The sequence below is a fragment of the Brevibacillus sp. genome, from assembly GCF_003521185.1.
In the GTDB taxonomy this organism is placed as follows: Bacteria; Bacillota; Bacilli; order Brevibacillales; family Brevibacillaceae; genus Brevibacillus; species Brevibacillus parabrevis.
The window spans coordinates 26,137-52,327 of the sequence record NZ_DOTK01000034.1 but is presented as its reverse complement, the minus strand read 5'-3'; the positions used below and the strand labels follow the sequence as shown (position 1 = coordinate 52,327).

Sequence of the window (26,191 nt, the reverse complement as noted above, 5' to 3'; positions counted from 1 at the left end):
CCGTGAAGATAAGACGTTTATCCTTGCCATTTCGTCACATTTTTTTCCTGAAAAAAATCGTTTTATCACCAAAAAAAGAGCCTCCCCCGCACACAAACGTGCAAAAGAAGACTCTTGCTTTCCATTTTTAATCAAAGACGATGCCATCCAGCACGCCTTCACGCTGCAAGTAATCGCGCAGCCACTGATGAGCTGGCTCCCGCCAAAAAGCGTCCTCGGCCACGAGTCTCGCGGTTTCCTGTCTGGCGACTTCCAACGCTTTGTAGTCGGCAAGCAAATCCGCGACCTTAAATTCCGGCAATCCGCTCTGCTTCGTGCCGAAAAAGTCACCCGGTCCGCGCAATTCCAAATCGCGCTGCGACAGCTCAAAGCCGTCCGTCGTCTCGCACATGACGCGCATCCGCTCTTTGCCGATCTCGGATTTCGGATCGGCGATCAAGACGCAGTACGATTGCTCCGAACCGCGACCGACCCGACCGCGCAACTGGTGCAGCTGGGCAAGCCCGAAGCGCTCGGCATCGTAAATGACCATGTACGTCGCATTCGGCACGTTGACCCCGACCTCGACGACCGTAGTCGAAACGAGAACGGCGTGCTCCGCTGCGAGAAAAGCTTGCATCACCGCATCCTTTTCCTTGGCAGGCAAGCGACCGTGCATCAGCCCGACGCCAAATTCCGGGAAGACATGGGTGAGCTGGGCGTGGACGTCGATTGCATTTTGCACATCGAGCTTTTCCGACTCTTCAATGAGCGGACAAATGACGTACGCCTGGCGTCCTTTTCGCAATTCATCGCGCATCTGCTCCAGGACGGCCGGAAACTGGTCGTGCTTTTTCCACGTTGTCTCAATCGGCTTGCGGCCTGCCGGCATCTGGTCGATCGTCGAAACGTCCATATCGCCAAACGCCGTAATCGCCAACGTCCGGGGAATCGGCGTAGCCGTCATGAACAAGACGTCGGGAGTCAGTCCTTTGTTGCGCAAAATGCGCCGCTGCTCTACGCCGAAGCGGTGCTGCTCGTCCGTAATGACCAGGCCGAGGCGCGAGAAAAACACGTCCTCCTGGATGAGCGCATGCGTCCCGACGACGACATCGATCAGCCCCATTTGCAGCGAGCCGATGACTTCGCGTCTGCGCTTGGCTGTCAACGATCCCGACAGCAGTGCCACCTCGATGCCGAAGTCTGACAACAGCTTCGTCAGCGACTGCACATGCTGCTCGGCGAGAATCTCGGTCGGCACCATCAAGGCGCCCTGATAGCCGGCTTTCACGGCAGCGAACAGCGCGATGGCCGCCACTACCGTTTTCCCCGAGCCTACGTCACCTTGCAACAGCCGGTTCATCGCGTGAGGCGCAAGCATGTCGTCCAATATTTCTTTGACAACCCGCTTTTGCGCGTCTGTCAGCGGAAAAGGCAGCCCTTTGACAAACTGCCGCACTTCGTCCATCGGAATGGAAAGAGCCACACCTTCCGACTGCTGCCGATTGATGCGGCGAAGCGTCTGTATTTTCAACTGGAACAAAAACAGCTCTTCAAACATGATCCGGCGGCGCGCCTGACGTCCCACTTCCGCATTTTCCGGAAAGTGGATCGAGTGAAACGCTTCGACGCGCGGCATCAGCCGATAGCGCTCCACGATGTCTGGCGGCAAAATTTCCGGGATTTCCTTGCCGTATTGCCGCAGCGCCTGCTGGATCGATTTGCGCAGCAGCGTCGTAGTCATATCTCCGCCGAGCGGATAGACCGGAGACAGCTCGCCTCGTTTCGCCGCTCGCTCCGAGTCTACCTCTGTCATCTCGCTGACCGTAATCTGGAGCTTGTGCTTGTCCCATTTGCCCGTCACGAGAATTTCCTTCCCGGGCGACAGTCTCGTTTTGACAAACGTCTGGTTGAACCAGACAGCCGTCACGACCACCCGATCCATCACCAGCTTGACAGAGAGGCGCGATTTTCTTTTTCCATAAAAACGAACAGAGGGTTCGCCGTACACCGTACCTGCCAGCGTGACCCTCTCTCCGTCTTTTACTTCTGTCAAATCGCGCACGCGGTAATCTTCGTAGCGGGAAGGGAAATACTCCAGCAAATCGCCGATGCTGTGAATCCCGAGTCCCGCAAATGCCTTCGCCCGTTCCTCCCCTACCCCGTGCAAAAGGGAGACGGGTGACTGATAAGCCCCAGCCATTTTACTTCTCCATCCGTACGCCGAACACTTTCGCTTCGATCATACGGCCTGTCTGGGTTGCTGCCAATCCGCCCTGCGCGGTTTCCTTCAAGGCAGTCGGCATGGAGCAGCCGATCCGGTACATCGCATCAATGACTTCATCTGTCGGAATCACGCTCTTGATTCCCGCCATCGCCATGTCCGCTGCGACTGTCGCAATCGCCGCTCCCATCGCATTTCGTTTGACACACGGCACTTCTACCAGTCCGGCTACGGGGTCACAAACCAGACCGAGCATATTTTTCAAGGCAATCGCCACTGCCTGCGCCGATTCTTCCGGGGTGCCGCCTGCCATCTCCACAATCGCAGCCGCTGCCATCGCGGTCGCCGAGCCTACTTCTGCCTGACAGCCGCCCGCCGCACCGGAAATAAACGCATTGTTGGCGATGCAATAGCCGATCGCTCCAGCCGTGAACAAGTAGTTGACCATCTGCTCGCGGGTTGGTTGCAGCTTGTCTGAGACGGCAAACAGTGTTCCCGGCACAATCCCACAGGCACCCGCTGTCGGTGTCGCTACGATCGTTCCCATCGCTGCGTTCACCTCGTTGACCGCTACCGACATCGACACGGCGTTGAGCAGAGTCGGGCCGGACAAGAAAGGCTTGTTCTTCATATATTCTTGCAGTTTTTTCGCATCGCCGCCCGTGAGTCCGCTATGGGAGCGGATATCTTCCGTAAGGCCGCGGCGCACTGCTTTTTCCATCACATCGAGATTGGCGTACATGTCTTGCATGATCGCCTCTTTTGTACGCTGGGAAACTTCCATTTCCGCTTCGATCATCACCTGGGAGATCGGTTTCCCTTGCGATTCGGCCAATTCTACCAGTTCAGCTACATTACGAAACATCTGGTTGATTTCACTCCTCTGATCCTGCTATTCGTGCTTTGGCTCGGATGTTGGCTAGAGCGAGAGCAGGGAAACATCAAAAATATGGGGAATCTGACGAATTTCCTCCAGCACTTCTGCGGAAACCGTCGAGTCTGTCTCAATCGCCATCAAGGCGCGGGAGCCGCGTTCGTGTCGGGACACTTCCATGAATCCGACATTGATCCGGTGCTGCGTGAGCACTTTCGCTACAGCGGCAATCATGCCGAAGCGGTCTTCGTGCAAAACGAGCAACGTCGGCGTGTCGAAACCGAGCTGAAACGAAAAGCCGTTCAGTTCCAGCACCTCGATTTTTCCGCCGCCAATCGATACGCCTACCAGTTCAACCTGGTGCTGATCGTCAGACAGCTTGATCCGCGCCGTGTTCGGGTGCTCCGTCAAAACGTCGGAGGTAGTCAGCGCGACTTCCATCCCGGCTTTTTCTGCAAGCAGGAGCGAATTTTTCAAGCGCAGATCGGATGTATCGAAGTCGAGAATCCCTGCAACGGTCGCCACATCGGAGCCGTGTCCCTGATAGGTTTTCGCGAATGAGCCGTAAAAAGTAATGTCTGCCCGCTGTGGCTGACGTCCGAACAGCTTGCGAGCCACCCGGCCAATCCGGGCCGCGCCAGCTGTATGGGAACTCGATGGTCCAACCATGATGGGGCCGATGATATCAAATACGCTTTTATACTTCAACCGGTTCTCCTCCTGAATGACAAGGGGTTCAACAAGATTCACTCTCATTGTATCCTACAGGCTGTCAAAGCGCCACATGGGAAAGTGTAGCGTGTGCTGTCATCGCCCTCGCCGCTTCACTCGCGTAAAAAGCCTCCCATCCACCGGGAGGCTTTCTCTCATCTGATTCACTTTGACTTTTTATTGCTTGACCATCACGACGCCCAGAAGCCCTGGGCCTGTATGTGTGCCGATTACCGGGCCGATTTGCTCCAGGTGTGACTCGCTTACCTGGAACTCGTTTTTCACCCGCTCCAACAGCTCGCTTGCTTGCTCGTGGGCACTGCTGTGGAGAATCGCGACTCTTACAGGCTGGCCCTGCGCATACTCTTGCAAGGCTTCCAGCACGCGGTTGAGCGCTTTTTTCGTGCCGCGCACTTTGTCAAAAGCAGCCACGTAGCCTGCCGGGTCGAGCGTCAAAATCGGTTTGATATTGAGCAAAGAACCGATGACAGCCGAAGCTCGGCCAATCCGGCCGCCTTTTTGCAAAAACTCCAGCGTATCTACGATAAAGTACACTTGCACGGAATCGAGATAGCGGTCGATCGCATCGAGGATTTGTTCCTTGCCTTTTCCCGCTTTCGCATCCTTGGCCGCTTCCACGCAAATCATTCCGTGCACGAACGACGCTTTGCGCGAATCGATTACGGTAATATCGATGTTTTCGTCGAGCATGGACTTCGCGATCATCGCGGACTGATACGTGCCGGACAAGGAACCGGACAGAAGAATGGCAATGATTTGTACATCGCTTCCGTACTCTTCCCGGATGGCTTTGTACGCCTCGGCAAACTCAAGCGGCGATGGCTGCGAAGTAGTCGGCAAAGCATGAGACTGCTTCAGCTTTTCAAAAAACTCGGATGAAGAGATCGTCACTCCGTCCAAATACGTCTCCGAGCCAAACATGACCTTCAACGGAACGGTCACGATACCGAGCGACTGCCTTACAGACGCGTCGATGTCGGACGCGCTGTCAGTAAGAATCACAACTGGCATTCTGGCGTGCTCCTCTCCTCGTTACTCCACGGAAAAAATGAAGGGATACAGCGGCTGTCCGCCAGGCTGAATCTCCACTTCCGCATCCGGGTATGCGTCTGCCACAGCTTCCTGCAACGCTTCGGCGTGCTCTTCTGTCGCTCCTTCTCCCAGGAACACGGTGACGATTTCCGTCTCTTCGTCCACCATCCCCAGAAGCAGCGTCTTGGCGCACTCCAAAAGCTCTGGTCCAGCCGTGACGATTTCTTTTTCTTCCAAGCCGATGAAGTCGCCTTCCTTGATCGTGACTTCACCCATTTGCGTATCGCGAACCGCATGCGTCACCATTCCCGTCTTTACCTGGGAGATGGCTTTTTCCATCGCGGATGCGTTCACGGAAGGCTCGGCGTCTGCGTGGAAAGCGAGCACCGCCGCCAAACCTTGCGGAACGCTCTTCGTCGGCACGACAGTAACCGGAACCTCTGCGAGTGCGGCAGCCTGTTGTGCCGCCATAATGATGTTGCTGTTGTTTGGCAATATGATGATGTGCTGGGCAGACAGTCCTGCGACAGCTTTCATGAAATCTTCTGTGCTCGGGTTCATCGTCTGGCCGCCCTCGACCACGACATGCACACCCATGCTGCGCAAAATTTTGGCGATGCCTTCGCCCGCAGCGACTGCAATCAATCCGTAAGGGAGCTGTTCACTCGCAGGCTGGACAGCTGGCTCTGCCGCCTTCGCCTCGCTTTTGCCCTCTTCCGCTTTGAGTATGTTCGCATGCTGCTCGCGCATGTTTTCGATTTTGATCCGGTGCAGGCTTCCGAACTGTTGCGCGTATTGCAACACTTGGCCCGGATGCTCTGCATGAATATGTACTTTGACGATTTCGTCGTCGGAAACTACCAGGAGCGAGTCGCCCATCGTATCCAGATGACCGCGGAACAACAGCTCGGAAAACGGCTTTTTGTTCGGCTCTGTGCTATGTGTGACATGAACCATAAATTCCGTGCAGTAGCCGTGCTTGATGTCCTCCGTTTTCAGATGGACTTGTGCATTGTGCTGTTCGGAAATCAGCTTGTCCAGCTCTTCCGGGCGCACGGACGGCTTGGCTTGTTCTCCGCGCTCGGCAAATTCCTCGCCGCGCAGGGCGCGCAAGAACCCTTCATAAATAAACAGAAGGCCCTGTCCGCCTGAATCGACGACGCCCACCTCTTTGAGTACAGGCAGCATTTCTGGCGTGCGCAAGAGCGTAGCTTGTGCCTGCTCGTACGTTTTTTCCATTACAGAGACAATATCATCTGACGTGCGCGCTGCACGCACAGCCATCTCCGCCGCTTCGCGGGCAACAGTCAAAATCGTGCCTTCCACAGGCTTCATCACTGCTTGGTACGCAGCGTCCACACCTGCTTTCAAGGCATCGGCAAATTGACGGGCGTTCACCTCGTCTTTTCCATTGACTGATTTGCTCAGGCCACGGAAAAGCTGCGATAAAATGACACCGGAGTTCCCCCGCGCTCCCATCAAAAGACCTTTTGCCAGAGCAGCAGCACTGTCCGAGATGCGGGGAGATTCCTTGCGTCTCAGCTCATCCACACCGGATGTGAAAGTCAAATTCATGTTTGTCCCCGTATCGCCATCCGGCACCGGAAAAACGTTCAAGCCATCTACTACTCTGACGTTGTCGGATAATAGGTTCGCCCCCAGGTAAACCATCCGGCTAAACAGCACGCCATCTAGATGCGTATGTACCAACTGATGTTCCTCCTTACGAATCTCTGTCTGTACGAACTCCCTGCACGAAGATGTTTACGGCAGTGACGTCGATGCCTACCGTTTGCTCCAAGGTATATCTCACGCGGCGTTGCACGTTGCCTGCCACCTCGGAAATTTTCACGCCATAGCTGACGATAATATGCATGTCCAAAACCACTTCGCCGTTCGTATTGTGCACGACGACACCTTTGCTCAGGTTGTCGCGGCCAAGAAGCTCGGCAATTCCATCTTTCAACGCCTTGCGGGAAGCCATGCCCACCAGCCCGAAAACTTCCATGGCTGCGCCTCCGGCAATTCGTGCAATTACGTCCTCTGTAACATCAATTTTTCCTAATGATGTGCTCATTTCCACTGTCATTGAAGGACTCCTCCTCTGTTAAACAGCTTGCCTCATAGGTAAGCGTACCCATGCTTCCCTCAATTCTACACTAACGGATGTGAGAAATGAAGCGTTTTGTCGATCCTACCAACCCTATGAGAAAGAGCTGGCAAATCATCTTGTCAAGTATTGCAATTGACAGCAATCATGTGCTAATATAATCGAGTATTTGTATTTCCCATCAAGGAAATCCCGTTTAGATGCAACAAGGGAGGTGGATTGTAATGGCACGTCGTTGTTTTGTAACAGGTAAATCTGCAAAAGCTGGAAACGCTCGCTCCCACTCCATGCGCGCAACTCGCCGCACTTGGGGTGTCAACGTACAAAAAGTGCGCATTCTCGTTAACGGTAAACCGAAGCGCGTTTATGTAAGCACTCGAGCACTGAAATCCGGTCTCGTAACTCGCGTATAGTTTTTCTAAACGACGCGAAAAAAAGCACCCTCGAGGTGCTTTTTTGCATTTCTCCGACGTTCCTTTTCCATCTTTTCATGAAGGAGGCCGCGTCTTCATTTTTTCTTGTTGAATGCCTCGATGATGCCGCGAATCATGCCACCCAGGAACTTCGGCAACTTGATGGTGTAAAACCGCATGCTACCCCTCCTCACCGAAATTACTTCCCACGATACAAAAACCAGCCTGCCCCCATGAGTGCCGCCGCCAACAGGCTATACCAAACCCACGGAGGTGCCATGTACAGGAAAATGGTGATTCCCCCGACAGCCAACGCAACCCCGAGAACACGTCGCAAGGCGCCCCCCTGTCGCAGGCGATAGGAGCGCAATCCCATTTCATTGTGCACCTCCTTTAGGTGTTCTCCCAAACGTGCATATTACATCATATTCTGCTGTCGGATAAACATGTATCCTGCCACGCGAAAATGTCGATGTCCACCAAAAACTCCCGTGGAATCGCGCCACGACAAAATGAAAAATCAGGCAACATGATTGCTGCCTGATTACATTATGAATCCGCTGTGCCATTTATGCAGGTCCAACTAAGCTACTCTGTCTCGCGCAGGGAACAACAGTTGGGAAGCGCTGCCCAGCACGACTGACAAGACCACTCCCGCGATGATCATTTCGGGAATGAGGTAAGTGATGTTGTAAACAAACGAGTACAGCGCCACATTCATGCCTTCAGGCGCGTACTGCCCAAACCAGATGACGCCGGAAGTAAAATGGCAAGCCAGGCGGCCGAGCACGCCGATGAGCAAGCCGCCCCAGAGCACGGCAACCCGTTGCTGTTTCTTTTCATAGCGGGACAAGCGAACCAGTCCCGTCAACCCCAGGAAGGCGAATGCCAGCGGATAATCCAGCAGCACCTGCACAGGGTTCACCAGCGTGCTTCCCAGCATGAGCTGCAGCAATCCGACGAGCGTGCCCGTCACGACGCCTGCGGTCAAACCGCGGCGGACAGCGATCAGCGCAATCGGCACCATGACCAGCGAGACAGAACCGCCCTGCGGCATTTCAAAAACTTTAATCTGGCTAAACACGAAAGCGAGCGCAGCCATCATCGCCATTTCCAGCAAGATGATCAAGCGTTGTCGATCCAACTATCTTCACTCCTTATAACCTAATGAACATTCCAAATCAACCTGATTCTAGCCCAAGTGCATGCCCCTGTCAAAGAGAAAAGCCGCGGCCCCAAAGCGGCACCGCGACTTTTTTCCACTAGCGAACTTTCTCCAGAAACTGCTTGGCCCGTTCGCTTTTCGGATTTTGAAAAAACTCTTTCGGAGGCGTCTCTTCCAAGAGTCGACCATCATCGATGAACAGAATGCGATCAGAAACTTCTTCGGCAAAACGCATCTCGTGCGTCACAATCGCCATCGTCATCCCGGTATGAGCCAGCCCTTTCATAACTTCCAGCACCTCTTTGACCATTTCCGGGTCAAGCGCGGAAGTCGGCTCGTCAAACAGCATGATTTGCGGTTCCATGACGAGCGAGCGGGCAATCGCCACCCGCTGCTTTTGTCCACCGGACAAGCGGGACGGGAACACGTCGGCTTTGTCAGCCAGACCGACACGCGCCAAAAGCTCTCTTGCCTTCTTCTCTGCTTCGCTTTTTGCCATGCCCTTCACCTTCATCGGCGCATACGTCAGGTTGCTGAGCACCGTCATGTGCGGAAACAGGTGAAAATGCTGGAACACCATCCCGATCTGCTGGCGAATCGCCATCACATTCGCTTTTGGATCGGTAATGTCTTGACCGTTGATCGCGATTTTGCCGCTGGTTGGCACCTCCAGCAAATTCATGCAGCGCAAAAGCGTGGATTTTCCCGAGCCGGACGGCCCGATGATCGCCACGACTTCCCCTTTGCCGATCTCGGTGGAGATGCCCTTGAGTACGTTTAGTTGCCCGAAAGACTTGGTAATGTTCTCGATCTTAATCACTGCGTCTCATCCTCCGTTCCACAACGCGCGCCACCCATGTCAACATCATGACCATGACATAGTACAAGGTGCCGGCGATAATGTATGGCTCAAAGTAGCGGAAGATGGCCCCTTTTACCACGTTTGCATTTTGCATGATGTCGGACAAGCCAATCGTGGAGACAAGCGCCGATTCCTTCAGCAGCGCAATCGTCTCATTCACCAGCGCAGGCAGGATGTTCTTGATGCCCTGTGGCAAAATGATGTCGAGCATCATGCGGCGGTACGGAATGCCGAGCGCTTTGGCCGCTTCCCACTGGCCTTTGTCGACCGCCATGATTCCGCCGCGAATCGTCTCTGATATGTACGCGCCCGAGTTCAGCGTAAACGTCAGGACAGCCGCTTCCAGCTGCGAAATATTGTAGCCGGTAAGCTGCGGGGTCGCAAAGTAAACAAAGGTCAGCTGCAAAATCAGCGGCGTGCCGCGAAAAACGGACGTATACGCGATAGCGAGCCAGTTCAGCGGTCCGAATTTAGAAATTTTGATGAGTGCGAGGATCGAACCCCAGACGAAACCCAGTACGACGGAAATCAATGTAACAAGCAGCGTGCCCTTTATCCCCTGCAAAATGAAAGGGATATAGGGCACGATTTGCGCAAAATCCAAATTCATGCCCGTTCTCACCTCTTGCTACGTTGCGTAGTAGTTACTTCGTTGTGACCAGAGATTATTGAGCGAACCATTTTTGGATCAGCTTGTCCATTTCTCCGTTTTCCTTCATTTTCTTGATGACTTCGTTAAACTTCGCTACGTGCGGAGAGCCTTTTGGAAAAGCGATGGCGGAGCCGTTTGTTTCGTCTGTTTCGAGCGTCGTGAATTGCAGGCCAGGATTGCTCTCGACGAAGCTTTTTGCCACATGGTCCTCGATGATTGCCGCATCGACACGGCCTGTTTTCACTTCTTCCACGATCTCACCCAGCTTGTTGAGGGAAGTGACTTGCAAGCCTTGTACCGTTTTGCTCATCTCTTTGGCTGCTTCTTCCTGGATGGAACCGAGCTGAACCGCGATTTTTTTGCCAGCCAATTGCTCCGGCTTTGTAATGTTGCTTTCTTTTTTGGAGACAAGCGTGTTTTTCGCATCGTAGTAAATATCGGAGAACTCCGCGTTTTTCTGGCGCTCCGGTGTCGGCGTCATGCCTGCCATAACGAAGTCTGCGCGATTGGTTTGCAGCGCCGGAACCAGTCCGTCGAAGTTCATGTCTGTCACTTGCACTTCGTAGCCAAGCTCATTTGCGATGTATTTGGCAATGTCGATGTCGAAGCCGACAATTTCGTCTTTTCCGCTTGTCAGGTCGTGGTATTCATACGGTTTGTAGTCAGCAGACGTCGCCATGATCAGCGTCTTTTTCTCTCCTGCTTGTCCTTGGCCAGCCGGTTGCCCCTGTCCTGCGCCCGTCTGAGGCTGATTTCCCGTACCGCATCCTGCGATCATAGCCGCTGCCAAAAGAGAAGTTACTGCAAGAGAAAGAATCGAAGTCCGTTTTTTCATTGTGTACCCCCGGTAAAATGATTTACTGCAAAAGCAGCCATGCTTGACTTGAATATTTTGCACAACAACTTATATTTATGCAGGATAATGACTATTTTAATCATTTACTAAACAATTTCAATCATTTTTTCACCATCTGCCAATTATGCAAAATACAGAATTTTACACACAAATCACTCTCCCCCTTTTTCTCACGGTGCTTGCTGCTTCGCCTAGTATGCCCAACCTCGGCAAATATCGTGACGGCTTCGCGGATTTTTCTCTGGCGAAAACAGGAGAGAAGATTTATAGTGCAGTATGAAAAGCTCGTACATAAAGGAGGAAACTAAGATGAGTACGAATTGGACGTCCTACTTTCGCGAGCAGCTCCCGGACATGGTTGAAGAGCTGCGCACCTACGTGGAAATGGAGACACCGACTCACAACAAGGAAGCTGTTGATCGACTGGGCCTGTATATCGCAGAGCGTTTCCGCGAGCTTGGCTGCCGCGTCGAGCGCCTGCCGCAGCAAACGTACGGCGATCAGCTCCGCATCGAATACGGCGAAGGCGAGGAGCAAGTGCTCATACTCGGTCATTTCGATACTGTGAAAGAGATCGGCACGCTGCAAAAAGAGCCTTTGCGCGAAGAAAACGGGCGGCTGTACGGGCCTGGCACGTACGATATGAAGTCGGGGATCGTCTTCGCCTACTTCGCTCTGCGCGCGATTATCTCGCACGGGCTGCCGCTGTCCAAAAAGCTCGTCTTTTTCTGGAACACGGACGAAGAGATCGGCAGCGTCTCCTCCGAACAGTTGATCAGAGCGGAAGCCAAGCGAAGCAAATACACGCTGGTTCTGGAGCCAGCGGCAGGAGACGGTTCCTTGAAGACAAGCCGCAAAGGCGGCGGGGAATTTTTCCTGACGGCAACAGGACGAGCCGCTCATGCCGGCAACGACCACGCTATCGGGGTAAATGCTATCGAAGAACTGGCGCATCACGTCCTGGCGATTCAGTCGTTTACCGATTATGCGGCTGGCACTACGTTGTCTGTCGGCACGATCAAAGGAGGCAGCGTCTCCAACGTCGTACCTGACTGGGCGATGGCAGAAATCGATGTTCGCATCGAGAGCCGTGCGGAAGCAGAGCGAATTACCCGGTTGATGAATCAGCTTGCACCTGTTCTGCCCGGCGCGGAGCTGAAACTCGAAGGCGGGATTGCCAAGCCTCCGATGGAGCGAAGCGCTGGCACCGAGAAACTGTTTTTACTGGCTCAGGAGCAAGCGCGTCTGGAAGGCTTCGAGCTGACAGAGCAGGGCGTAGGCGGAACCAGCGACGGCAATTTTGCCGCAGACGCCGGATGCCCGACACTCGATGGGCTTGGTCCTGTCGGGGATGGCGCACACGCTTCGCACGAGCACATCGTCCTCGATGCGATTCCGGGACGGGTTGCGGTCTTGCTTCGCCTGCTTACGGTCCTGTAAAGCCGCTCCGCTCCCCTGCCTGCTCAGGCACCGGAGAATCGGCAGGCTTGTTTCGTGAAATACTTTCAAGAGATCAGACATATATATTCCCTAGCCTACAATGAAAGGAAGGGTACATATGGAAAACGTTGCACCAGTGCCAAGCAATCCCGTCGGTTTTTGGCGGCGTCTCGGAGCATCCTTGCTGGACGGCCTGATTATTGGCGTGCCTCTTGCTCTCATCAGCTACCTCATTACTGGGGATACAGAAGGCAACATCGTGACCAATCTGATCTCGACTTTATACAGCCTGCTCGTTCCGGTGTTCTGGTACGGCTACACGGTCGGCAAAAGAATTGTCGGCGTGCGCATCGCCCGCGTAGACGGGGAACGCGTCGGAATCGGCACGATGCTTTTGCGCGTGCTGGTCGGCATGATGCTCATTTACGGCATCACATTTGGCATCGCTGCGCTTGTCAGTCTGGTCATGGTCTGTGTGCGAAAAGACAAGCGAGCCATTCACGACTTGGTTGCTGGCACGTACGTAACTTCTGATCAGCCCTGACGCTCGCTTCCCACGAAAAAAGCCGACTGCTCGAAAAATGGCAGTCGGCTTTTTGCTATGCTTTTTATCCGCGGATGGCAGAGATCGCTTTCGCCCGGTCTTGCTGGTTGAATACGGCACTTCCGGCGACGAGCACAGTTGCCCCCGCTTCTTCGCACAGGCGAGCCGTTTCCACGTTGACCCCGCCGTCGATTTCGATCTCGACATGGCCCAGTCCGCGTTCATTCAGCAACTGGCGCAGCTCCTTGATTTTCGGAACGACGCTGTGAATGAATTTCTGGCCGCCAAAACCTGGATTGACTGTCATCAGCAAGACCATGTCCAAGTCAGCAAGCACAGGCTCGATCGTCGAAACCGGAGTGGCCGGATTCAGGACTACACCCGCTTTTACGCCCTGCTCTTTGATCAGGTAGAGCGATCTGTGCAGGTGGCGGCACGCTTCCTGATGAACCGTGATCCAGTCTGCACCGCTTTTGGCAAACTGCGGGATGTAGCGGTCCGGTTCTTCAATCATCAAATGAACATCCAGCGGCAGCTTGGTCACAGGGCGAATCGCCTCGACGATCAATGGCCCGATCGTAATGTTTGGCACAAAATGTCCGTCCATGACATCGACGTGAATCCAGTCTGCTCCCCCGCGCTCGACATCGAGAATCTCCTCGCCCAGACGGGCAAAATCCGCTGACAGGATAGAAGGTGCGATTTTTACCATGGTTTGTTCCTCCGTTGATATTCTTTCAGCTCTTCACGGAACTGTTTGTAGTGGGCATAGCGCTCTTCGCACAGCTCGCCCGCAGCCAGCGCCTCCTGTACGGCGCAAGACGGCTCGCTCACGTGGAGACAGCCGCGGAACTTGCAATCCGCACTAAGCTCGGCGAAATCGCGGAACGACTCTGCCAGATCCAGCTCGGTAAAATCGATGAACTCGAGCGAGCTGAAGCCTGGCGTATCGGCTACATATCCGCCCCCGTCCAGCGGAATCAGCTCCACATGGCGGGTCGTATGCTTTCCTCGGCCCAGCTTTTCGCTGACGTCTCCGGTCTGGAGACTGACACCGGGAAACAGCGTATTGATCAGCGATGATTTGCCTACCCCTGACTGCCCGGCGAAAACGGTAATCCGGTCGTGCAAAATCTCGCGAACCTCGTGCAGCCCGCGTTCGTCCACGGTCGAGGTCGGGATCACGCGATAGCCGATCTTCTCGTATTTTTGCACAATCGCGTCCACTTCTTCCTGCGGCACCTGATCAGCCTTGGACAGCACGATGACGGACTCAATCCCGACATGCTCCGTATGAGCCAAAAACTTGTCCAAAAGAAGCGGACTGAACATCGGCTTGTACATGGAAAAGACGAGGACGGCCTGATCTACATTGGAAATGGGCGGGCGGACCAGTTCATTGGTCCTTTCGCCCACCTCCATCACATAGCCTTCTTCTTCGTTGATCGCATCGTAGACGACCCAGTCGCCTACAAGCGGGTTGACCTTGGCATCTTTTTTCTTGAACAGCCCTCTTGCACGGCAACTGTAGATGCGCCCTTCATCGGCTACATAGTAAAAGCCGCTCAGCGCTTTCACAATCCGTCCCTCTGGCATTCATGTCCCTCCACTTGTTTTACGGCAGGCTGTTGTACGAGATCGGAATCGTTTGGTATTCCTTAAATTCGGTTTCGTTCTGCCTTTTGACCGTTGCTTTGACCAGCGCGTCTTTTTGTGGCGATACGACTACCGGAACGTCGTATTCCTTGTTCTCGGCAATCGCCTCCTGGTAGAGCACTTTTGCATCGCCGCGCGCGTCTGTCACTTCAATCTTCACTTCCAGCGTCTCGCCAGGCACGACTTCGACGTACACAGGCGCGACGGCGGACTTGGCGTCCTGCGGATACTGTCCGTTGCTGACGGTCAGCGGGACAGCCACCCCTTTTTGCACTTGCATGCCCGGGTCATAAGGATGGGTGCTCAGCACTTCCCCCTCTTTGTCGGTCGAGTACGTAGGCACTTTCTTGATTTCCCCGACGTTGAGCTCTTTTTTGAACAGCTCCACTTGCGCCGCTTCGACCGATTTGCCGCGTACATCCGGCATGGTCACGAACGCTTTTCCTTTGCTGATCGTCACCGTCACGCTTGTTTTTCCTGCATACACCTTCTCATTTGCTTCCGGCGACTGCTTGATGACGGTTCCCACCTCGGCCTTGTCGTCCTCTTCTTCGACGAACTTGACCGATTCCAGCTTGAAGCCATTCTTTTTCAACGTCTCTTCCGCCGTTGCCCGCGGCAAGGTGATCAGGTTCGGCATGTCGATCAGCTCTTGGCCTTTGCTGACGTACAAGGTGACGACGGCCTTTTCCTTCAACCTCATCGGCGGAGCCGGGTCTTGCCTGATGACCATTCCTTTTTCCATCGTATCGTTCGCTTCCTCGACGATTTGCGGAACGAGATTCGCTTCCTGAATCTTTTTCTCAGCCAAGGACACCTCGGTTCCTTCCACATAAGGGACGGGCACCTCCGGGACAGATGGCACGACATTCAACAGGAAGTTGAATCCGAAGAACGCCAGCACGAAAAACAGTCCGATTCCGCCGACCCAGAGCAGCGCCTTCACCCACCATTTTTTCTGGGGTCTTTGCTCCTCGTCGTCTCCATTCGGCTCCTGGCGGCTGCGCTGTCCGCCTCCGGTCCGTCCGTGCGTGTGCCCTTCCATCATTTCCGGCGTAATAATCGGGACGACACGCGTCATCTCTTCATCAATCGGAAACGTCAGCTTTTCTTCGTTCAACCGTTCCGGAAACAGGCACGTCTCCAAATCTTCAAGCATTTCGCGGGCCGAGGCGTACCGCAAAAACGGGTCCTTGACCAATGCTTTCAAAATCACGTTTTCCACGCTCTGCGGGATGTTCGGATTCACCTGGCGCGGTTCAGGCAGCGGTTCCTGCAAATGCTTGAGCGCCACGGAAATCGGGGAATCCCCGGAAAACGGCAGCTCTCCCGTCACCATTTCGTACAAGACAATCCCCAACGAGTAAATATCCGACTTTTCCCCTGTAATCCCGCCACGCGCCTGCTCTGGCGAAAAATAATGGACAGAGCCAAGCATGGCGTTGGTGTGGGTTATGGTAGCAGAAGTGACTGCTCGCGCAATTCCGAAGTCCGTTACCTTCACCCGACCGTTTTTGCCGATCATGATATTGTGCGGCTTGATGTCTCTATGAATAATCTGGTTCTGGTGCGCATGATCGAGTGCATCGCAAATTTGTTCGGCGATGCGCACGGCCTCTTCCACCGGCAATGCCCCACGCTGGATAATCACTTCTTTCAGCGTGTAGCCTTCTATGTACTCCATCACCATGTAATGCGTGTCGCCTTCCTGGCCTACGTCGTAAACCCCGACCACATTGGGGTGAGACAAGCTTGCTACTGCCTGAGCTTCACGCCGGAACCGGTTCACAAAGTCTTCATCTGTACCAAACTGCGAACGCAGCACCTTGACGGCCACTGGACGATTCAGTATCAGATCTCTCGCTTTGTATACGATCGCCATCCCGCCTCCGCCGACGCGGGATTCCAATTGGTACCGTCCTCCCAGTCGTTGACCTTCCATCTCTCTCACCCCTCTTTCTGACCGACGTCAAGCTTTTTTTGGACAGCGACCAGCGTAATGTTGTCTTCCCCACCGGCTTCCAGCGCTTCTTGCACCAGACCGTCCACTTTCGCTTGCAACGATATCTGTTTCTGCAACCAATTTTCTAAAGAGGCATGGGCTACCTTGTTGCTGAGGCCGTCTGAGCAAATGAGGACGATATCGCCCTTCGCCCATTCAAAGTGCCCCAGATCAATCAACACATCCGGCTCGGTGCCGAGCGAACGCATAATGACGTTTCGGTGTGGATGGACAGAAGCTTCCTCTTCCGTGATTTGTCCGCTTTTCAAAAGCTCGTTCACAAGAGAGTGGTCCTCTGTTTTCATGACCAGTCCGTCTGCGTTGTAAACATACAGGCGACTGTCGCCAATATGGGCCGTAATGACAGATGTTTCGCCAAGCAGCGCGGCCACTACTGTCGTTCCCATCCCGCTGCACTCCGGATGATTCAAAGCGTAATCGTACACTTCTTTATTCGCGGCCAGGACAGCATTCATCAACTGCTCGCGCGCATCTTCTGCGTCAAGCTGTCCATCCAGGTGCCGCAGTTCTTTTACTATTCGCTCAACGGCAAGGCGGCTGGCAATGTCTCCAGCCTGATGCCCGCCCATACCGTCTGCAACAATGGCCAGCACGCGTCCGTTCAGATCGGCAACACAGGCATAGTAGTCCTCATTTACCTGGCGGACGCGGCCGACATGGGATTTCATCGCGATTTCCATGGCTTCACCCCACGGTTTCTTTAGCGTGTTGTGCCCTCAGCTGACCGCAGGCAGCGGCGATATCGCTGCCTTGCTCGCGTCTGATGGTCACATTGATTCCCTTTTCATCCAAGATGCGTTTGAACTGAAAAATTTCGTTGCGCGGCGTGCGCACGTAGTCGCGCTCCGGCACGTAGTTGACCGGAATCAGGTTGACGTGGCACAGCATGTCTCCAATCAGCTCCGCCAGCTCTTCGGCGTGTTCAGGCTGATCGTTTTTGCCTCCGAACAGACCGTACTCGAAGCTGATCCGGCGGCCCGTTTTGTTGATGTAATGACGGCACGCCTCCATCAGCTTGTCAAGCGGGAAGCCGCGGTTGATCGGCATCAGCTTGCTTCTCAGCTCTGTGTTCGGAGCGTGCAGGGAAATAGCGAGATTGACTTGTCCGCCGCGTTCGGCAAACTCGTAAATCTTCGGCACGATCCCACTGGTAGAAACGGTAATGTGACGAGCGCCGATGTTCAGCCCGCGGTTGTCGTTGATGATGGACAGAAAAGCCATCAAGCTCTCGAAGTTCTCGAACGGTTCGCCAATCCCCATCACTACGACGTGGCTGACGCGTTCCCCATCGGCATCCAGTCTGCGCTGGGCCATCAGCACCTGGGAAACGATCTCGCCTGCATCCAAGTTGCGCTTCAATCCGCCGAGCGTGGAGGCGCAGAACGTGCAGCCGATCCGGCATCCGACCTGCGTCGTCACACAGATGCTGTTTCCGTAGCTGTGGCGCATGATGACCGTTTCGATTGCGTGCCCGTCAACGAGCTGGAACAAAAACTTGATTGTGCCATCCGTTGATTGCTGGTGCGTAATTTCTGTCAAAGAGTCCAGACGGAATGTCTCAGCAAGCTTCTGCCGCAAGTCTTTGGACAGGTTGCTCATCTCATCAAAGGAAGTCACACGCTTTACGTACAGCCAGTCAAAAATTTGCTGGGCGCGAAAAGCCTTGTCACCTACGCTGATGAGCCACTCTTTCATTTCGTCTTGGGTCAAGCTGTAAATAAGCGGCTTAGCGCTTGTAAATGTCGTGAATGGCATTTCTTTTCCACATCCTCAAAATCATTGCTTGCACAAATTATCATTCTATCATTGTACCTCGCCACGCGTCACGCTTCAAACGGTTTTGGCATCCATTTCAGAAATGCGTCCCTTTTCCTAGTGTAAACCAATCCGCACATGCGCAAACAAAGGCAAAGGAGTGGCATTTTCCGCAATTGGCACGCCACCCCTCCCTTGCTATCCTTTTCGTTTCAATCGCGCGATAAAGAAGCCGTCACTGTCAAAATGCTGAGGCAAAATCTGCACGCAGGCACCAGACTCGTCCACTTGATTGCGAACGGCGTCAGGCAAGTCTTGCCCAAGCGTATCATCCAAAACAAACTCCGGGTGCTCTTTGACGAAGCGCTGGACAATTTCCTGGTTTTCCTTTGGCTCAATCGTGCACGTACTGTAGACGAGCACACCTTCTGGCGCAAGCATCGGAGCCAATGCCTTGAGCAGCTCGTACTGGAGCTGGGCAATCGCCCGCACGTCCTCGGGTGTTTTGTTCCACTTCAAGTCGGGCTTGCGCCGGATGACGCCAAAACCGGAGCACGGTGCATCCAGCAAAATCCGGTCAAATGTCCCGAGTCCTCTGTCTGGCAAATCGAGCGCGTCGCTTGTAATCGGCTCGATAATCGTGATCCCCAGCCGCTTGGCGGTTTGGGCAATCAGCTCGCGCTTGTGCGGATGCAAATCGCTGGCGATAATTTGTCCGCGATTTTCCATCATCTCCGCTATATGCGTCGTCTTGCCGCCCGGAGCCGCACATGCATCGAGCACGCGCATGCCTGGCTTGGCAGCGAGTGCAGGGGCGACCAGCATCGAGCTTTCATCTTGGATCGTAAAAAACCCTTCCCGGAACAAACGCGATCCGGCCACGTGTCCGCCAGCCACCACGATCGCTTGCGGGCTCAGGGCAGATGGCTGCGCTACCGCTTCCTCTTGCGCAAGCTTGTCCAGCAGTTCACTGACCGTTGTTTTCAGCGAGTTGCTGCGGATCGAGCTGTGCGGCGTGCGGTTGTTGGCTTCGCAAATCGCGATCGTCGCTTCTTCGCCGTACACTTTCAGCCACTCGCGGACGAGCCATTCCGGATGGGAATGCGCAACGGAAATTTGTGCGGCGCGGTCACCTTTTGGCAAACGCTCCCACACATCCGGCTGGCGCAGTACATTGCGCAAAACCCCGTTCACCATCGAGGCAATCCCTTGATGTCCGCGACGCTTGGCCATTTCTACGGCCTCGTGAACAGCGGCGCGCTCTGGAATGCGGTCGAGGAAACGAATTTGGTACAAACTCAGACGAAGCAAGTTGCGCACCCACATCTGCAGCTTTTTGTTCCCGACAAAATGGGACAAAACATGATCGAGTGTCAGCTTGCGCTGGATCGTCCCGTATACCAGCTCGGTCACCAATCCCGTATCCGCCGCACTGAGCTGCGCGCGATCCAGAACGCCTCTCAGCTCCAGATTGCTGTACGACTTATGCTCCTCTACCCGATTCAAAACGTCTAGCGCAATATCTCTTGCTCCCTTTTTTGCCACGGACTATTCTCCTACCTTTGTGCCGATTTCAATGCTGCTGCCCGCTCCGCGCAAAAAGTCGAGAGCACTCATCCGTTTTTTGCCTTCTGGCTGCAACTCGGTTACTTTTACCGCACCGCTTCCGCAGGCGATGACCAATCCGTCCTCTTCGCGGGCGATAATCGTGCCCGGCTCGTATCCGCCGCCAGCCTCCAGCCTTTTTTCCACCCACCACAGCTTCCACACTTTGCCTTCGCAAGTCGTGAAGGCGACAGGCCACGGGTTCAAGCCGCGCACCTGGTTGTAGATTTGCGTAGCGGTTTTCGTCCAGTCGATTTTTTCATCCGTCCGCTTGATGTTCGGGGCAAATGTCGCTGCCGAATGGTCTTGCGCTTCCGGCTGAATCTCTCCGGCCAGCAAACGAGGCACCGTCTCCAGCAAAAGCTGGGCACCCGCTACCGCCAGCTTGTCATGCAACAGCCCGACCGTATCGCGCTCCTCGATCGGCACTACGACCTTGGACAGCATATCTCCCGCATCGAGCGCTTCTACCATGTACATGATCGTCACGCCGGACTCGGCTTCGCCGTCGACGATTGATTTGTGAATCGGCGCGCCACCGCGATATTTCGGCAAAAGCGAAGCGTGCACGTTGATGCAGCCAAAGCGCGGAGCATCCAGCAAGCGCTTCGGCAAAATTTGCCCGTATGCCGCCGTGACAATCAGATCAAAAGACAGCGCGAGCACTTCTTCCAAAGCTTCTTCCGCCTTGATTTTTTCCGGCTGCAACACAGCAAGTCCATGACGCAAAGCCGCCTCCTTGACGGGGGGCGGCGTCAGCACTTGCTTGCGTCCTACGGGACGATCCGGTTGCGTAACGACTCCAATCACGTTATAGCCTGCTTCGATGAGCGCATTCAGGCTCGAAACCGCGAAGTCAGGCGTACCCATAAACAGGATGCGAGCATCTTTCAAATCGGTTATTCCCCTTCCTCTTCCGGGTTCACCTGATACACCTTGTCGGCTACATCGATGAACAGGACGCCGTTCAAGTGGTCGATCTCATGCTGGGCGCAACGGGACAAAAGATCGTCTGCCTCCAGCTCGATCTCATTTCCGAAGCGGTCTTGCCCGTGCAGCTTGATCCATTTGTGGCGGCGAACGTCTCCGCGCAGTCCCGGGATGCTCAGGCAGCCTTCCGGATAGTCAAACTGCTCGCCTTTGTGCTCGACGATTTCCGGGTTGACGATTTCGATCAGTCCGTCTCCGCAGTCCATTACAATCACGCGCTTGGAAATCCCTACTTGCGGTGCAGCCAGACCTACCCCGTCTGCATCGTACATCGTGTCAGCCATATCGTCCAAAAGCTTGTGCAGGTTCGAATTGAACTTGGTCACTTTGATCGCTTTTTCACGCAAAATCGGATCTGGATGTTTTACAATTGTGCGAATCGCCATGTGAATCATATCCTCCCTAAAGCAATACGTATGGATCGACGTCAATCGTCATCAATACTTTCTGCTGTTTGTTCCATTCTTCAAATGCCGCTGTCGCCTGAGCAAGCAAGTCAGACAGTTGCGGTTCATCCCGATATTTTAGCATGATCTGAAAGCGAAATCTATCCTTCACGCGCGCGATGGGCGAAGCGACAGGCCCAAGCAAGATCGTCGTTTGGGCAAGCCGCGGGCGCAAAAAGTCTGCCAAGGTGTGGGCGCCGCGTATCACGACAGGCACTTCCTCATGGCTGAACGTGATCAGCACCAGCCGGAAATACGGAGGGTATCCCGTGCGTCTGCGCTGCAACATTTCATCGTGATAAAAAGCCGGATAGTCGTGCCGGGTGGCGTGGACGATGCTGTAATGCTCCGGCGTGTACGTCTGGATGACGACATCGCCTTCCAGTTCATGCCGACCGGCGCGTCCGCCTACCTGGGTCAGCAGTTGGAACGTCTTTTCCGCCGCGCGAAAATCAGGCAAATGCAGCGAGCTGTCCGCCGCGATAATGCCTGCCAGCGTCACCCGCGGAAAATCGAGTCCTTTGGCGATCATTTGCGTTCCCAGCAGCACATCGCCCTGTCCGTTGCGAAATTTGTTCAACAGCTCCTCATGTGCGCCTTTTCGCGAGGTCGTGTCCACATCCATGCGAATGACGCGAATGCCTGGAAACAGCTTGGCAAGCTCGGCTTCGACTTTTTGCGTTCCCGTCCCGAAAAAGCGGATATGCTCGCTCTGGCATTCCGGGCAATGGGTAGGCTGGGCGATCGTGTAGCCGCAATAGTGGCAACGCGCCGTATGGTTCGTTTTATGGTAGGTAAGCGAGATGTCGCAATGAATGCAGCGCATCGTATAGCCGCACGAACGGCACATGACGAACGTGGAAAAGCCGCGGCGATTGAGGAAAATGACCATCTGCTCCTCTTTTTGCAGACGATCCGCAATCATCGCATGCAGCTTCCGGCTGAACATCGAGCGATTCTCGGCTTGCAGCTCTTCGCGCATATCGACGACGTGCACCTGCGGCATCGGGCGATTTCCGACGCGGTCTGGCATTTGCAACAGGCCGTAGCGGCCACGCGTAGCCAGCGCATACGTCTCCAAAGCCGGAGTCGCGCTGCCCATAATCAGGACAGCATCGTTTCTTTTCGCCCGCCAGAGCGCAACCTCCCGCGCGTGATAACGAGGTGTCTCCTCTTGCTTGTAGGAGCTTTCATGCTCTTCGTCGATCACGATCAGGCCGACATTGCGAAAAGGAGCGAAAATAGCGGAGCGTGCGCCCACCACGACTTTTACTTGATTGCGAATGATTTTGCGCCACTCGTCGTACCGCTCCCCTTGGGACAAGGCACTGTGCAGGACGGCAACATCGGCCCCGAAGCGCGCTTTGAACCGCTCCACCATCTGCGGCGTCAAAGAAATTTCCGGAACGAGAAAAATCGCCTCGCGCCCTTTTGCCAGCGTCTGTTCAATCGCCTCCAAGTACACTTCTGTCTTGCCGCTGCCCGTAACCCCGTGCAGCAAGTACGAGGAGTAAATCCCCATTTTTATAGATTGCAAAATCGGTGCCAAAACCTGCTGCTGGAGCGGGGTAAATTCCGGCTTCGGCTTCTCGGAAAAGCGCCGATTGGCGTATGGATCGCGGTACACTTCCACCTGCTCAATGACGAGAATGCCTTTTGCCTCCAAACTCTTCAAGGACGCGCGGCTAATGCCGTACTCCGCTTGCAGCATCTGGGTCGAAAACGCTTGCCCCTCATGCATGCGAAACAGTTCGAGCGCTCGGCGCATCTGCTCGGCACGCGCTGGCAAGGAGCGGATCGCTTCTTCCAGGCCGGATGCATCCAGCAAACTGCGCACAAAAGATTGCTGCTTGCGGGTAATCCGATCCGTCACCTGGTATTCCGTCGCCAAAAGTCCGCTGGAAATCCAGCCCGGAACGAGCAAATACTCCTCCGGAAACTGTTTTTCCACCTCTGCCAGCGGAAGTTGCCGTTTTCGCGACAGTTCCCATAAAAGCCCCGACTGTCCGCATGCGTCAGCATCCAACGCCTCTGTCGCGACCAGCCATTTCTCCGACTTTCCTTTCAGGACAGCCGGAATCATCGCCTGAACAGCAGTCACCCACGGGCACAAATACTGTTTGGACATCCATTCGCCCAGCTCCAGCAGTTCCGGGCTAAGCGGAGGCGTATCGTCGAGCACTTGCTCCACATCTTTCAAACGGGACGACGCGATTTCTCCGTCCGCTAGTTCCACAATTCCGGTCACATACCCTTGCAGCTTGCGCGGGCCAAACGGGACGATTACCCTGCTGCCCACACGGATGAGCGGACTAAGCCAAGACGGTACCTTGTAGTCAAAAGGCCGATTCGTTCGATTGACAGGCACGTCTACAATCACTTGAGCGATCATGACAGCTCCGACAGCGGCTTATGCTGCAGCTTCAACAGCACGGCATCAAACAGTTTGTCAGCTACCGCCCGCTTGCTCAGTTTATCCAGCGCCACTTGCTCGCCTTCCCGCGTCAAAAGGGTGACGATATTCGTGTCGCTTCCCATTCCTGCCCCTTCCAGCAGGACATTGTTGGCCACGATCATGTCGAGATTTTTGCGTTCGAGTTTGGACTGCGCATGCAGCAGGACATCTTGCGTCTCGGCAGCAAACCCGACCACGAACTGCTTCGTTTTGCGTTCGCCGATCGTCTTCAAAATATCCGGCGCTTTGTCCAGCTCCAAGACAAACGGACCGTCGCCCTTTTTCATTTTATGCTCCTGCACCGTTTTCGGACGGTAATCGGATACAGCCGCCGACTTCACGACGATATCGCTTTGCGGCAGATGCTCCATGACCGCGTCGAACATCTCCTGTACCGATTCTACCGCTACGAACTCGACACCAGCGGGACGGGCAAGCGAAGTCGGCCCGCTGATCAGCGTCACTTTCGCTCCCCGGTCGCGCGCAGCTTCGGCAATGGCATAGCCCATTTTCCCGGAGGCGTGGTTGGTAATGTAGCGAACCGGATCGATTTTTTCCCGGGTTGGCCCTGCTGTCACCAGTACGTGCTTGTCCAGCAAGTCCTGCTTGATCGCCGCTCCTGCTTGATCGTCCGCTTGGGCAAAAAAGCGTTGAACCGCTTCGACGATTTCCTCCGGTTCAGCGAGACGCCCTTTGCCGATCCAGCCGCACGCCAGCAAGCCTACCCCCGGCTCCACGAACCGATAGCCGAAAGACGCGAGCTTTTCCATATTCGCCGCGACCGCCGGATGGTGATACATATTGACATTCATCGCGGGTGCGACCATCACCGGGGCCTTGGTTGCAAGCAAGGTCGTCGTCAGCATGTCATCTGCGATTCCGTTCGCGATTTTGCCGATCACATTGGCCGTGGCAGGAGCGATCAGCACGAGGTCAGCCTTGTCCGCCAGCTCAATGTGGCTGATGACGTGCGGGTCTGGCTCCGTAAACGTATCGGTGTAGACCGGCAGATGCGACAAAGCTTGAAATGTCAGCGGCTGAACGAATTTCAAGGCGTTTTCCGTCAAAATGACATGCACTTGTGCCCCTGCCTGTGTCAGCTTGCTTGTCAGCGCCGCCGCCTTGTAAGCCGCAATGCCGCCACAGACTCCGAGCACGATTCGTTTTCCCGAGAGCGTATTCATCATCTGCAACTCCCCCTCTTCTTCCCTATCCGAAAAAAACAACCTGCTTGGAGGTTGTTTTTAAAGGTAAGCTCTTATTTACGTCCGTCCAAAAACTCGTGCACCAGTTCGTCGGAGATAAACTCTTCGAGAGCCACGCCTACAAACTTTTTGGATTTTGGTCTGACTACCTGCATTTCGCTGTTTTCGCGCAATTGGCGCGCGCGTTTGGAAGCGACAGTCACCAAAATGTACTTGCTTTCTGCTTTCGCAGTCAATTCGTCAATAGATGGATACAACATGATCTATTCAACCTCCTTTAACCATTTGCGATATTTGTGAACCTGGCGATCTTTTTTCAGATGCTCGGCTGTAATAATAGCCTGAATGCGATCGCAGGCAGACTCGATAACATCATTGACCACGACGTAATCGTAATGATCCATCAGCTCGATTTCCGCGCGGGCTACTTCCATCCGCTTGCGGATAACATCCTCTGTCTCCGTGCCCCGTCCTACGATCCGGTTTTCCAGCTCGTGCAAATCAGGCGGAGCGAGGAACAGGAACGTCCCTTGCGGAAAGCTTTCCTTCACTTGCAGCGCGCCCTGGACTTCGATCTCCAGAATGACATCGCGTCCTTCGTCCAGCATCTCATCCACGAATTGGCGGGGCGTGCCGTAGAAGTTCCCTACGTATTCTGCCCACTCCAGAAGAGCGTCTTGCTCAATCATTTGCTTGAACTCTTCCTGTGTCTTGAAAAAGTAATTGACTCCTTCCACCTCGCCCGGGCGCGGAGAACGTGTGGTAGCCGAGACGGAATACACCAGCTCGGGCATTCTTTCCCGAAGCGCCTTGCATACCGTGCCTTTGCCCACTCCCGCAGGTCCGGAGAGAATCAAAAGGAGACCGCGATCAACCATGCTCATTGTGTACACTCCTACTTTATTCGTCCGATTCGTCATCCTTCGTCGTCAGTCGCTGCGCCACCGTTTCCGGCTGCACCGCCGACAAAATGACGTGATCGCTATCCGTAATAATCACAGCGCGCGTCCGGCGCCCATACGTTGCATCCACCAGCATATTGCGATCACGCGCTTCCTGGATGATCCGTTTGATTGGGGCAGATTCCGGACTTACAATGGAAATGATACGGTTGGCATTCACAATATTGCCAAACCCGATATTGATTAGCTTGATTGCCATAACGGCCCAGCC

General features: G+C 54.5%; 28 protein-coding genes. 3 read left to right on the top strand and 25 right to left on the bottom strand.

What is annotated here, in order from left to right; translation table 11 throughout:
• Positions 1–127: 127 nt before the first annotated feature.
• The 6 genes from recG to DEP07_RS08355 form a co-directional block, all read right to left on the bottom strand.
• Positions 128–2,182 carry an ATP-dependent DNA helicase RecG gene (recG, locus tag DEP07_RS08380; protein WP_063229860.1) on the bottom strand — a complete coding sequence of 685 codons (2,055 nt, stop codon included), beginning with the start codon at positions 2,180–2,182 and terminating at the stop codon, positions 128–130.
• Between the two features lies 1 nt (position 2,183).
• On the bottom strand, positions 2,184–3,068 hold the full coding sequence (sdaAA, locus tag DEP07_RS08375) for an L-serine ammonia-lyase, iron-sulfur-dependent, subunit alpha (protein WP_122965093.1): 885 nt from the start codon (positions 3,066–3,068) through the stop codon (positions 2,184–2,186).
• Between the two features lie 54 nt (positions 3,069–3,122).
• Positions 3,123–3,785 carry an L-serine ammonia-lyase, iron-sulfur-dependent subunit beta gene (gene sdaAB / locus DEP07_RS08370; RefSeq protein ID WP_122965092.1) on the bottom strand — a complete coding sequence of 221 codons (663 nt, stop codon included), beginning with the start codon at positions 3,783–3,785 and terminating at the stop codon, positions 3,123–3,125.
• 180 nt (positions 3,786–3,965) lie between these two features.
• Complete coding sequence (locus DEP07_RS08365; protein ID WP_122965091.1) at positions 3,966–4,820, bottom strand: DegV family protein; 855 nt, start codon at positions 4,818–4,820, stop codon at positions 3,966–3,968.
• 21 nt (positions 4,821–4,841) lie between these two features.
• A complete protein-coding gene (locus DEP07_RS08360; RefSeq protein WP_287102362.1) occupies positions 4,842–6,551 on the bottom strand; it encodes a DAK2 domain-containing protein in 1,710 nt (569 codons plus the stop codon).
• Positions 6,552–6,564: 13 nt separating this feature from the next.
• Positions 6,565–6,930 carry an Asp23/Gls24 family envelope stress response protein gene (locus tag DEP07_RS08355; RefSeq protein ID WP_005831018.1) on the bottom strand — a complete coding sequence of 122 codons (366 nt, stop codon included), beginning with the start codon at positions 6,928–6,930 and terminating at the stop codon, positions 6,565–6,567.
• 245 nt (positions 6,931–7,175) lie between these two features.
• Here DEP07_RS08355 and rpmB point away from each other — a divergent pair, with 245 nt between their 5' ends.
• Positions 7,176–7,364 (top strand): 50S ribosomal protein L28, encoded by a 189-nt coding sequence (rpmB, locus tag DEP07_RS08350; RefSeq protein ID WP_005831020.1) that lies wholly within the window; start codon positions 7,176–7,178, stop codon positions 7,362–7,364.
• Between the two features lie 95 nt (positions 7,365–7,459).
• Here rpmB and spoVM read toward each other — a convergent pair whose 3' ends face one another.
• The 6 genes from spoVM to DEP07_RS08320 all read right to left on the bottom strand — a co-directional run bounded on the left by spoVM (position 7,460) and on the right by DEP07_RS08320 (position 10,878).
• A complete protein-coding gene (gene spoVM / locus DEP07_RS08345) occupies positions 7,460–7,543 on the bottom strand; it encodes a stage V sporulation protein SpoVM (protein ID WP_005831022.1) in 84 nt (27 codons plus the stop codon).
• 20 nt (positions 7,544–7,563) lie between these two features.
• A complete protein-coding gene (locus DEP07_RS08340; RefSeq protein ID WP_173598027.1) occupies positions 7,564–7,701 on the bottom strand; it encodes a hypothetical protein in 138 nt (45 codons plus the stop codon).
• A gap of 246 nt (positions 7,702–7,947) precedes the next feature.
• Positions 7,948–8,508 carry an energy-coupled thiamine transporter ThiT gene (thiT, locus tag DEP07_RS08335; protein WP_122965089.1) on the bottom strand — a complete coding sequence of 187 codons (561 nt, stop codon included), beginning with the start codon at positions 8,506–8,508 and terminating at the stop codon, positions 7,948–7,950.
• A gap of 118 nt (positions 8,509–8,626) precedes the next feature.
• Positions 8,627–9,349 (bottom strand): amino acid ABC transporter ATP-binding protein, encoded by a 723-nt coding sequence (locus DEP07_RS08330; protein WP_173598040.1) that lies wholly within the window; start codon positions 9,347–9,349, stop codon positions 8,627–8,629.
• The gene (locus DEP07_RS08325) at positions 9,342–10,001 is read right to left on the bottom strand and encodes an amino acid ABC transporter permease (protein ID WP_122965087.1); all 660 of its coding nucleotides are present in this window, start codon (positions 9,999–10,001) and stop codon (positions 9,342–9,344) included. Before DEP07_RS08325 ends, DEP07_RS08330 begins: the two co-directional genes overlap by 8 nt.
• 55 nt (positions 10,002–10,056) lie before the next feature.
• The gene (locus tag DEP07_RS08320) at positions 10,057–10,878 is read right to left on the bottom strand and encodes a transporter substrate-binding domain-containing protein (protein ID WP_122965086.1); all 822 of its coding nucleotides are present in this window, start codon (positions 10,876–10,878) and stop codon (positions 10,057–10,059) included.
• 330 nt (positions 10,879–11,208) lie between these two features.
• Between DEP07_RS08320 and DEP07_RS08315 the strand changes: the two genes are divergently transcribed.
• Together DEP07_RS08315 and DEP07_RS08310 are read left to right on the top strand one after the other, a co-directional pair.
• Positions 11,209–12,339, top strand: coding sequence for a M20 family metallopeptidase (locus tag DEP07_RS08315; RefSeq protein ID WP_287102361.1), 1,131 nt, complete (start codon positions 11,209–11,211; stop codon positions 12,337–12,339).
• Positions 12,340–12,457: 118 nt separating this feature from the next.
• A complete protein-coding gene (locus DEP07_RS08310) occupies positions 12,458–12,883 on the top strand; it encodes an RDD family protein (protein ID WP_122965084.1) in 426 nt (141 codons plus the stop codon).
• 64 nt (positions 12,884–12,947) lie between these two features.
• Here DEP07_RS08310 and rpe read toward each other — a convergent pair whose 3' ends face one another.
• From rpe to remA, 13 genes are all read right to left on the bottom strand, one after another.
• Complete coding sequence (gene rpe / locus DEP07_RS08305; RefSeq protein WP_063229871.1) at positions 12,948–13,595, bottom strand: ribulose-phosphate 3-epimerase; 648 nt, start codon at positions 13,593–13,595, stop codon at positions 12,948–12,950.
• Complete coding sequence (rsgA, locus tag DEP07_RS08300) at positions 13,589–14,479, bottom strand: ribosome small subunit-dependent GTPase A (RefSeq protein WP_122965083.1); 891 nt, start codon at positions 14,477–14,479, stop codon at positions 13,589–13,591. The genes rpe and rsgA overlap by 7 nt, the downstream gene beginning before the upstream one ends.
• A 19-nt stretch (positions 14,480–14,498) precedes the next feature.
• The gene (pknB, locus tag DEP07_RS08295) at positions 14,499–16,481 is read right to left on the bottom strand and encodes a Stk1 family PASTA domain-containing Ser/Thr kinase (protein WP_122965082.1); all 1,983 of its coding nucleotides are present in this window, start codon (positions 16,479–16,481) and stop codon (positions 14,499–14,501) included.
• A 5-nt stretch (positions 16,482–16,486) separates the two neighbouring features.
• Positions 16,487–17,242 (bottom strand): Stp1/IreP family PP2C-type Ser/Thr phosphatase, encoded by a 756-nt coding sequence (locus tag DEP07_RS08290; protein ID WP_122965081.1) that lies wholly within the window; start codon positions 17,240–17,242, stop codon positions 16,487–16,489.
• Positions 17,243–17,246: 4 nt separating this feature from the next.
• A complete protein-coding gene (gene rlmN / locus DEP07_RS08285; protein ID WP_122965080.1) occupies positions 17,247–18,317 on the bottom strand; it encodes a 23S rRNA (adenine(2503)-C(2))-methyltransferase RlmN in 1,071 nt (356 codons plus the stop codon).
• Between the two features lie 198 nt (positions 18,318–18,515).
• A complete protein-coding gene (gene rsmB / locus DEP07_RS08280) occupies positions 18,516–19,862 on the bottom strand; it encodes a 16S rRNA (cytosine(967)-C(5))-methyltransferase RsmB (RefSeq protein ID WP_287102360.1) in 1,347 nt (448 codons plus the stop codon).
• Between the two features lie 3 nt (positions 19,863–19,865).
• A complete protein-coding gene (fmt, locus tag DEP07_RS08275; protein WP_122965078.1) occupies positions 19,866–20,816 on the bottom strand; it encodes a methionyl-tRNA formyltransferase in 951 nt (316 codons plus the stop codon).
• A gap of 5 nt (positions 20,817–20,821) precedes the next feature.
• Entirely contained in the window at positions 20,822–21,298 is a 477-nt protein-coding gene (def, locus tag DEP07_RS08270; protein WP_063229878.1) for a peptide deformylase, read from the bottom strand.
• Between the two features lie 16 nt (positions 21,299–21,314).
• The gene (priA, locus tag DEP07_RS08265) at positions 21,315–23,750 is read right to left on the bottom strand and encodes a primosomal protein N' (RefSeq protein ID WP_217021459.1); all 2,436 of its coding nucleotides are present in this window, start codon (positions 23,748–23,750) and stop codon (positions 21,315–21,317) included.
• Positions 23,747–24,997: a bifunctional phosphopantothenoylcysteine decarboxylase/phosphopantothenate--cysteine ligase CoaBC gene (gene coaBC / locus DEP07_RS08260; protein WP_122965475.1), complete on the bottom strand. Its 1,251-nt coding sequence runs from the start codon at positions 24,995–24,997 to the stop codon at positions 23,747–23,749. Before coaBC ends, priA begins: the two co-directional genes overlap by 4 nt.
• Positions 24,998–25,071: 74 nt before the next feature.
• Positions 25,072–25,278 carry a DNA-directed RNA polymerase subunit omega gene (gene rpoZ, locus DEP07_RS08255; protein WP_063229880.1) on the bottom strand — a complete coding sequence of 69 codons (207 nt, stop codon included), beginning with the start codon at positions 25,276–25,278 and terminating at the stop codon, positions 25,072–25,074.
• A 3-nt stretch (positions 25,279–25,281) separates the two neighbouring features.
• Positions 25,282–25,902 carry a guanylate kinase gene (gene gmk / locus DEP07_RS08250; RefSeq protein ID WP_122965076.1) on the bottom strand — a complete coding sequence of 207 codons (621 nt, stop codon included), beginning with the start codon at positions 25,900–25,902 and terminating at the stop codon, positions 25,282–25,284.
• A 16-nt stretch (positions 25,903–25,918) separates the two neighbouring features.
• Complete coding sequence (gene remA, locus DEP07_RS08245; RefSeq protein ID WP_015891999.1) at positions 25,919–26,179, bottom strand: extracellular matrix/biofilm regulator RemA; 261 nt, start codon at positions 26,177–26,179, stop codon at positions 25,919–25,921.
• Positions 26,180–26,191 lie beyond the last annotated feature (12 nt).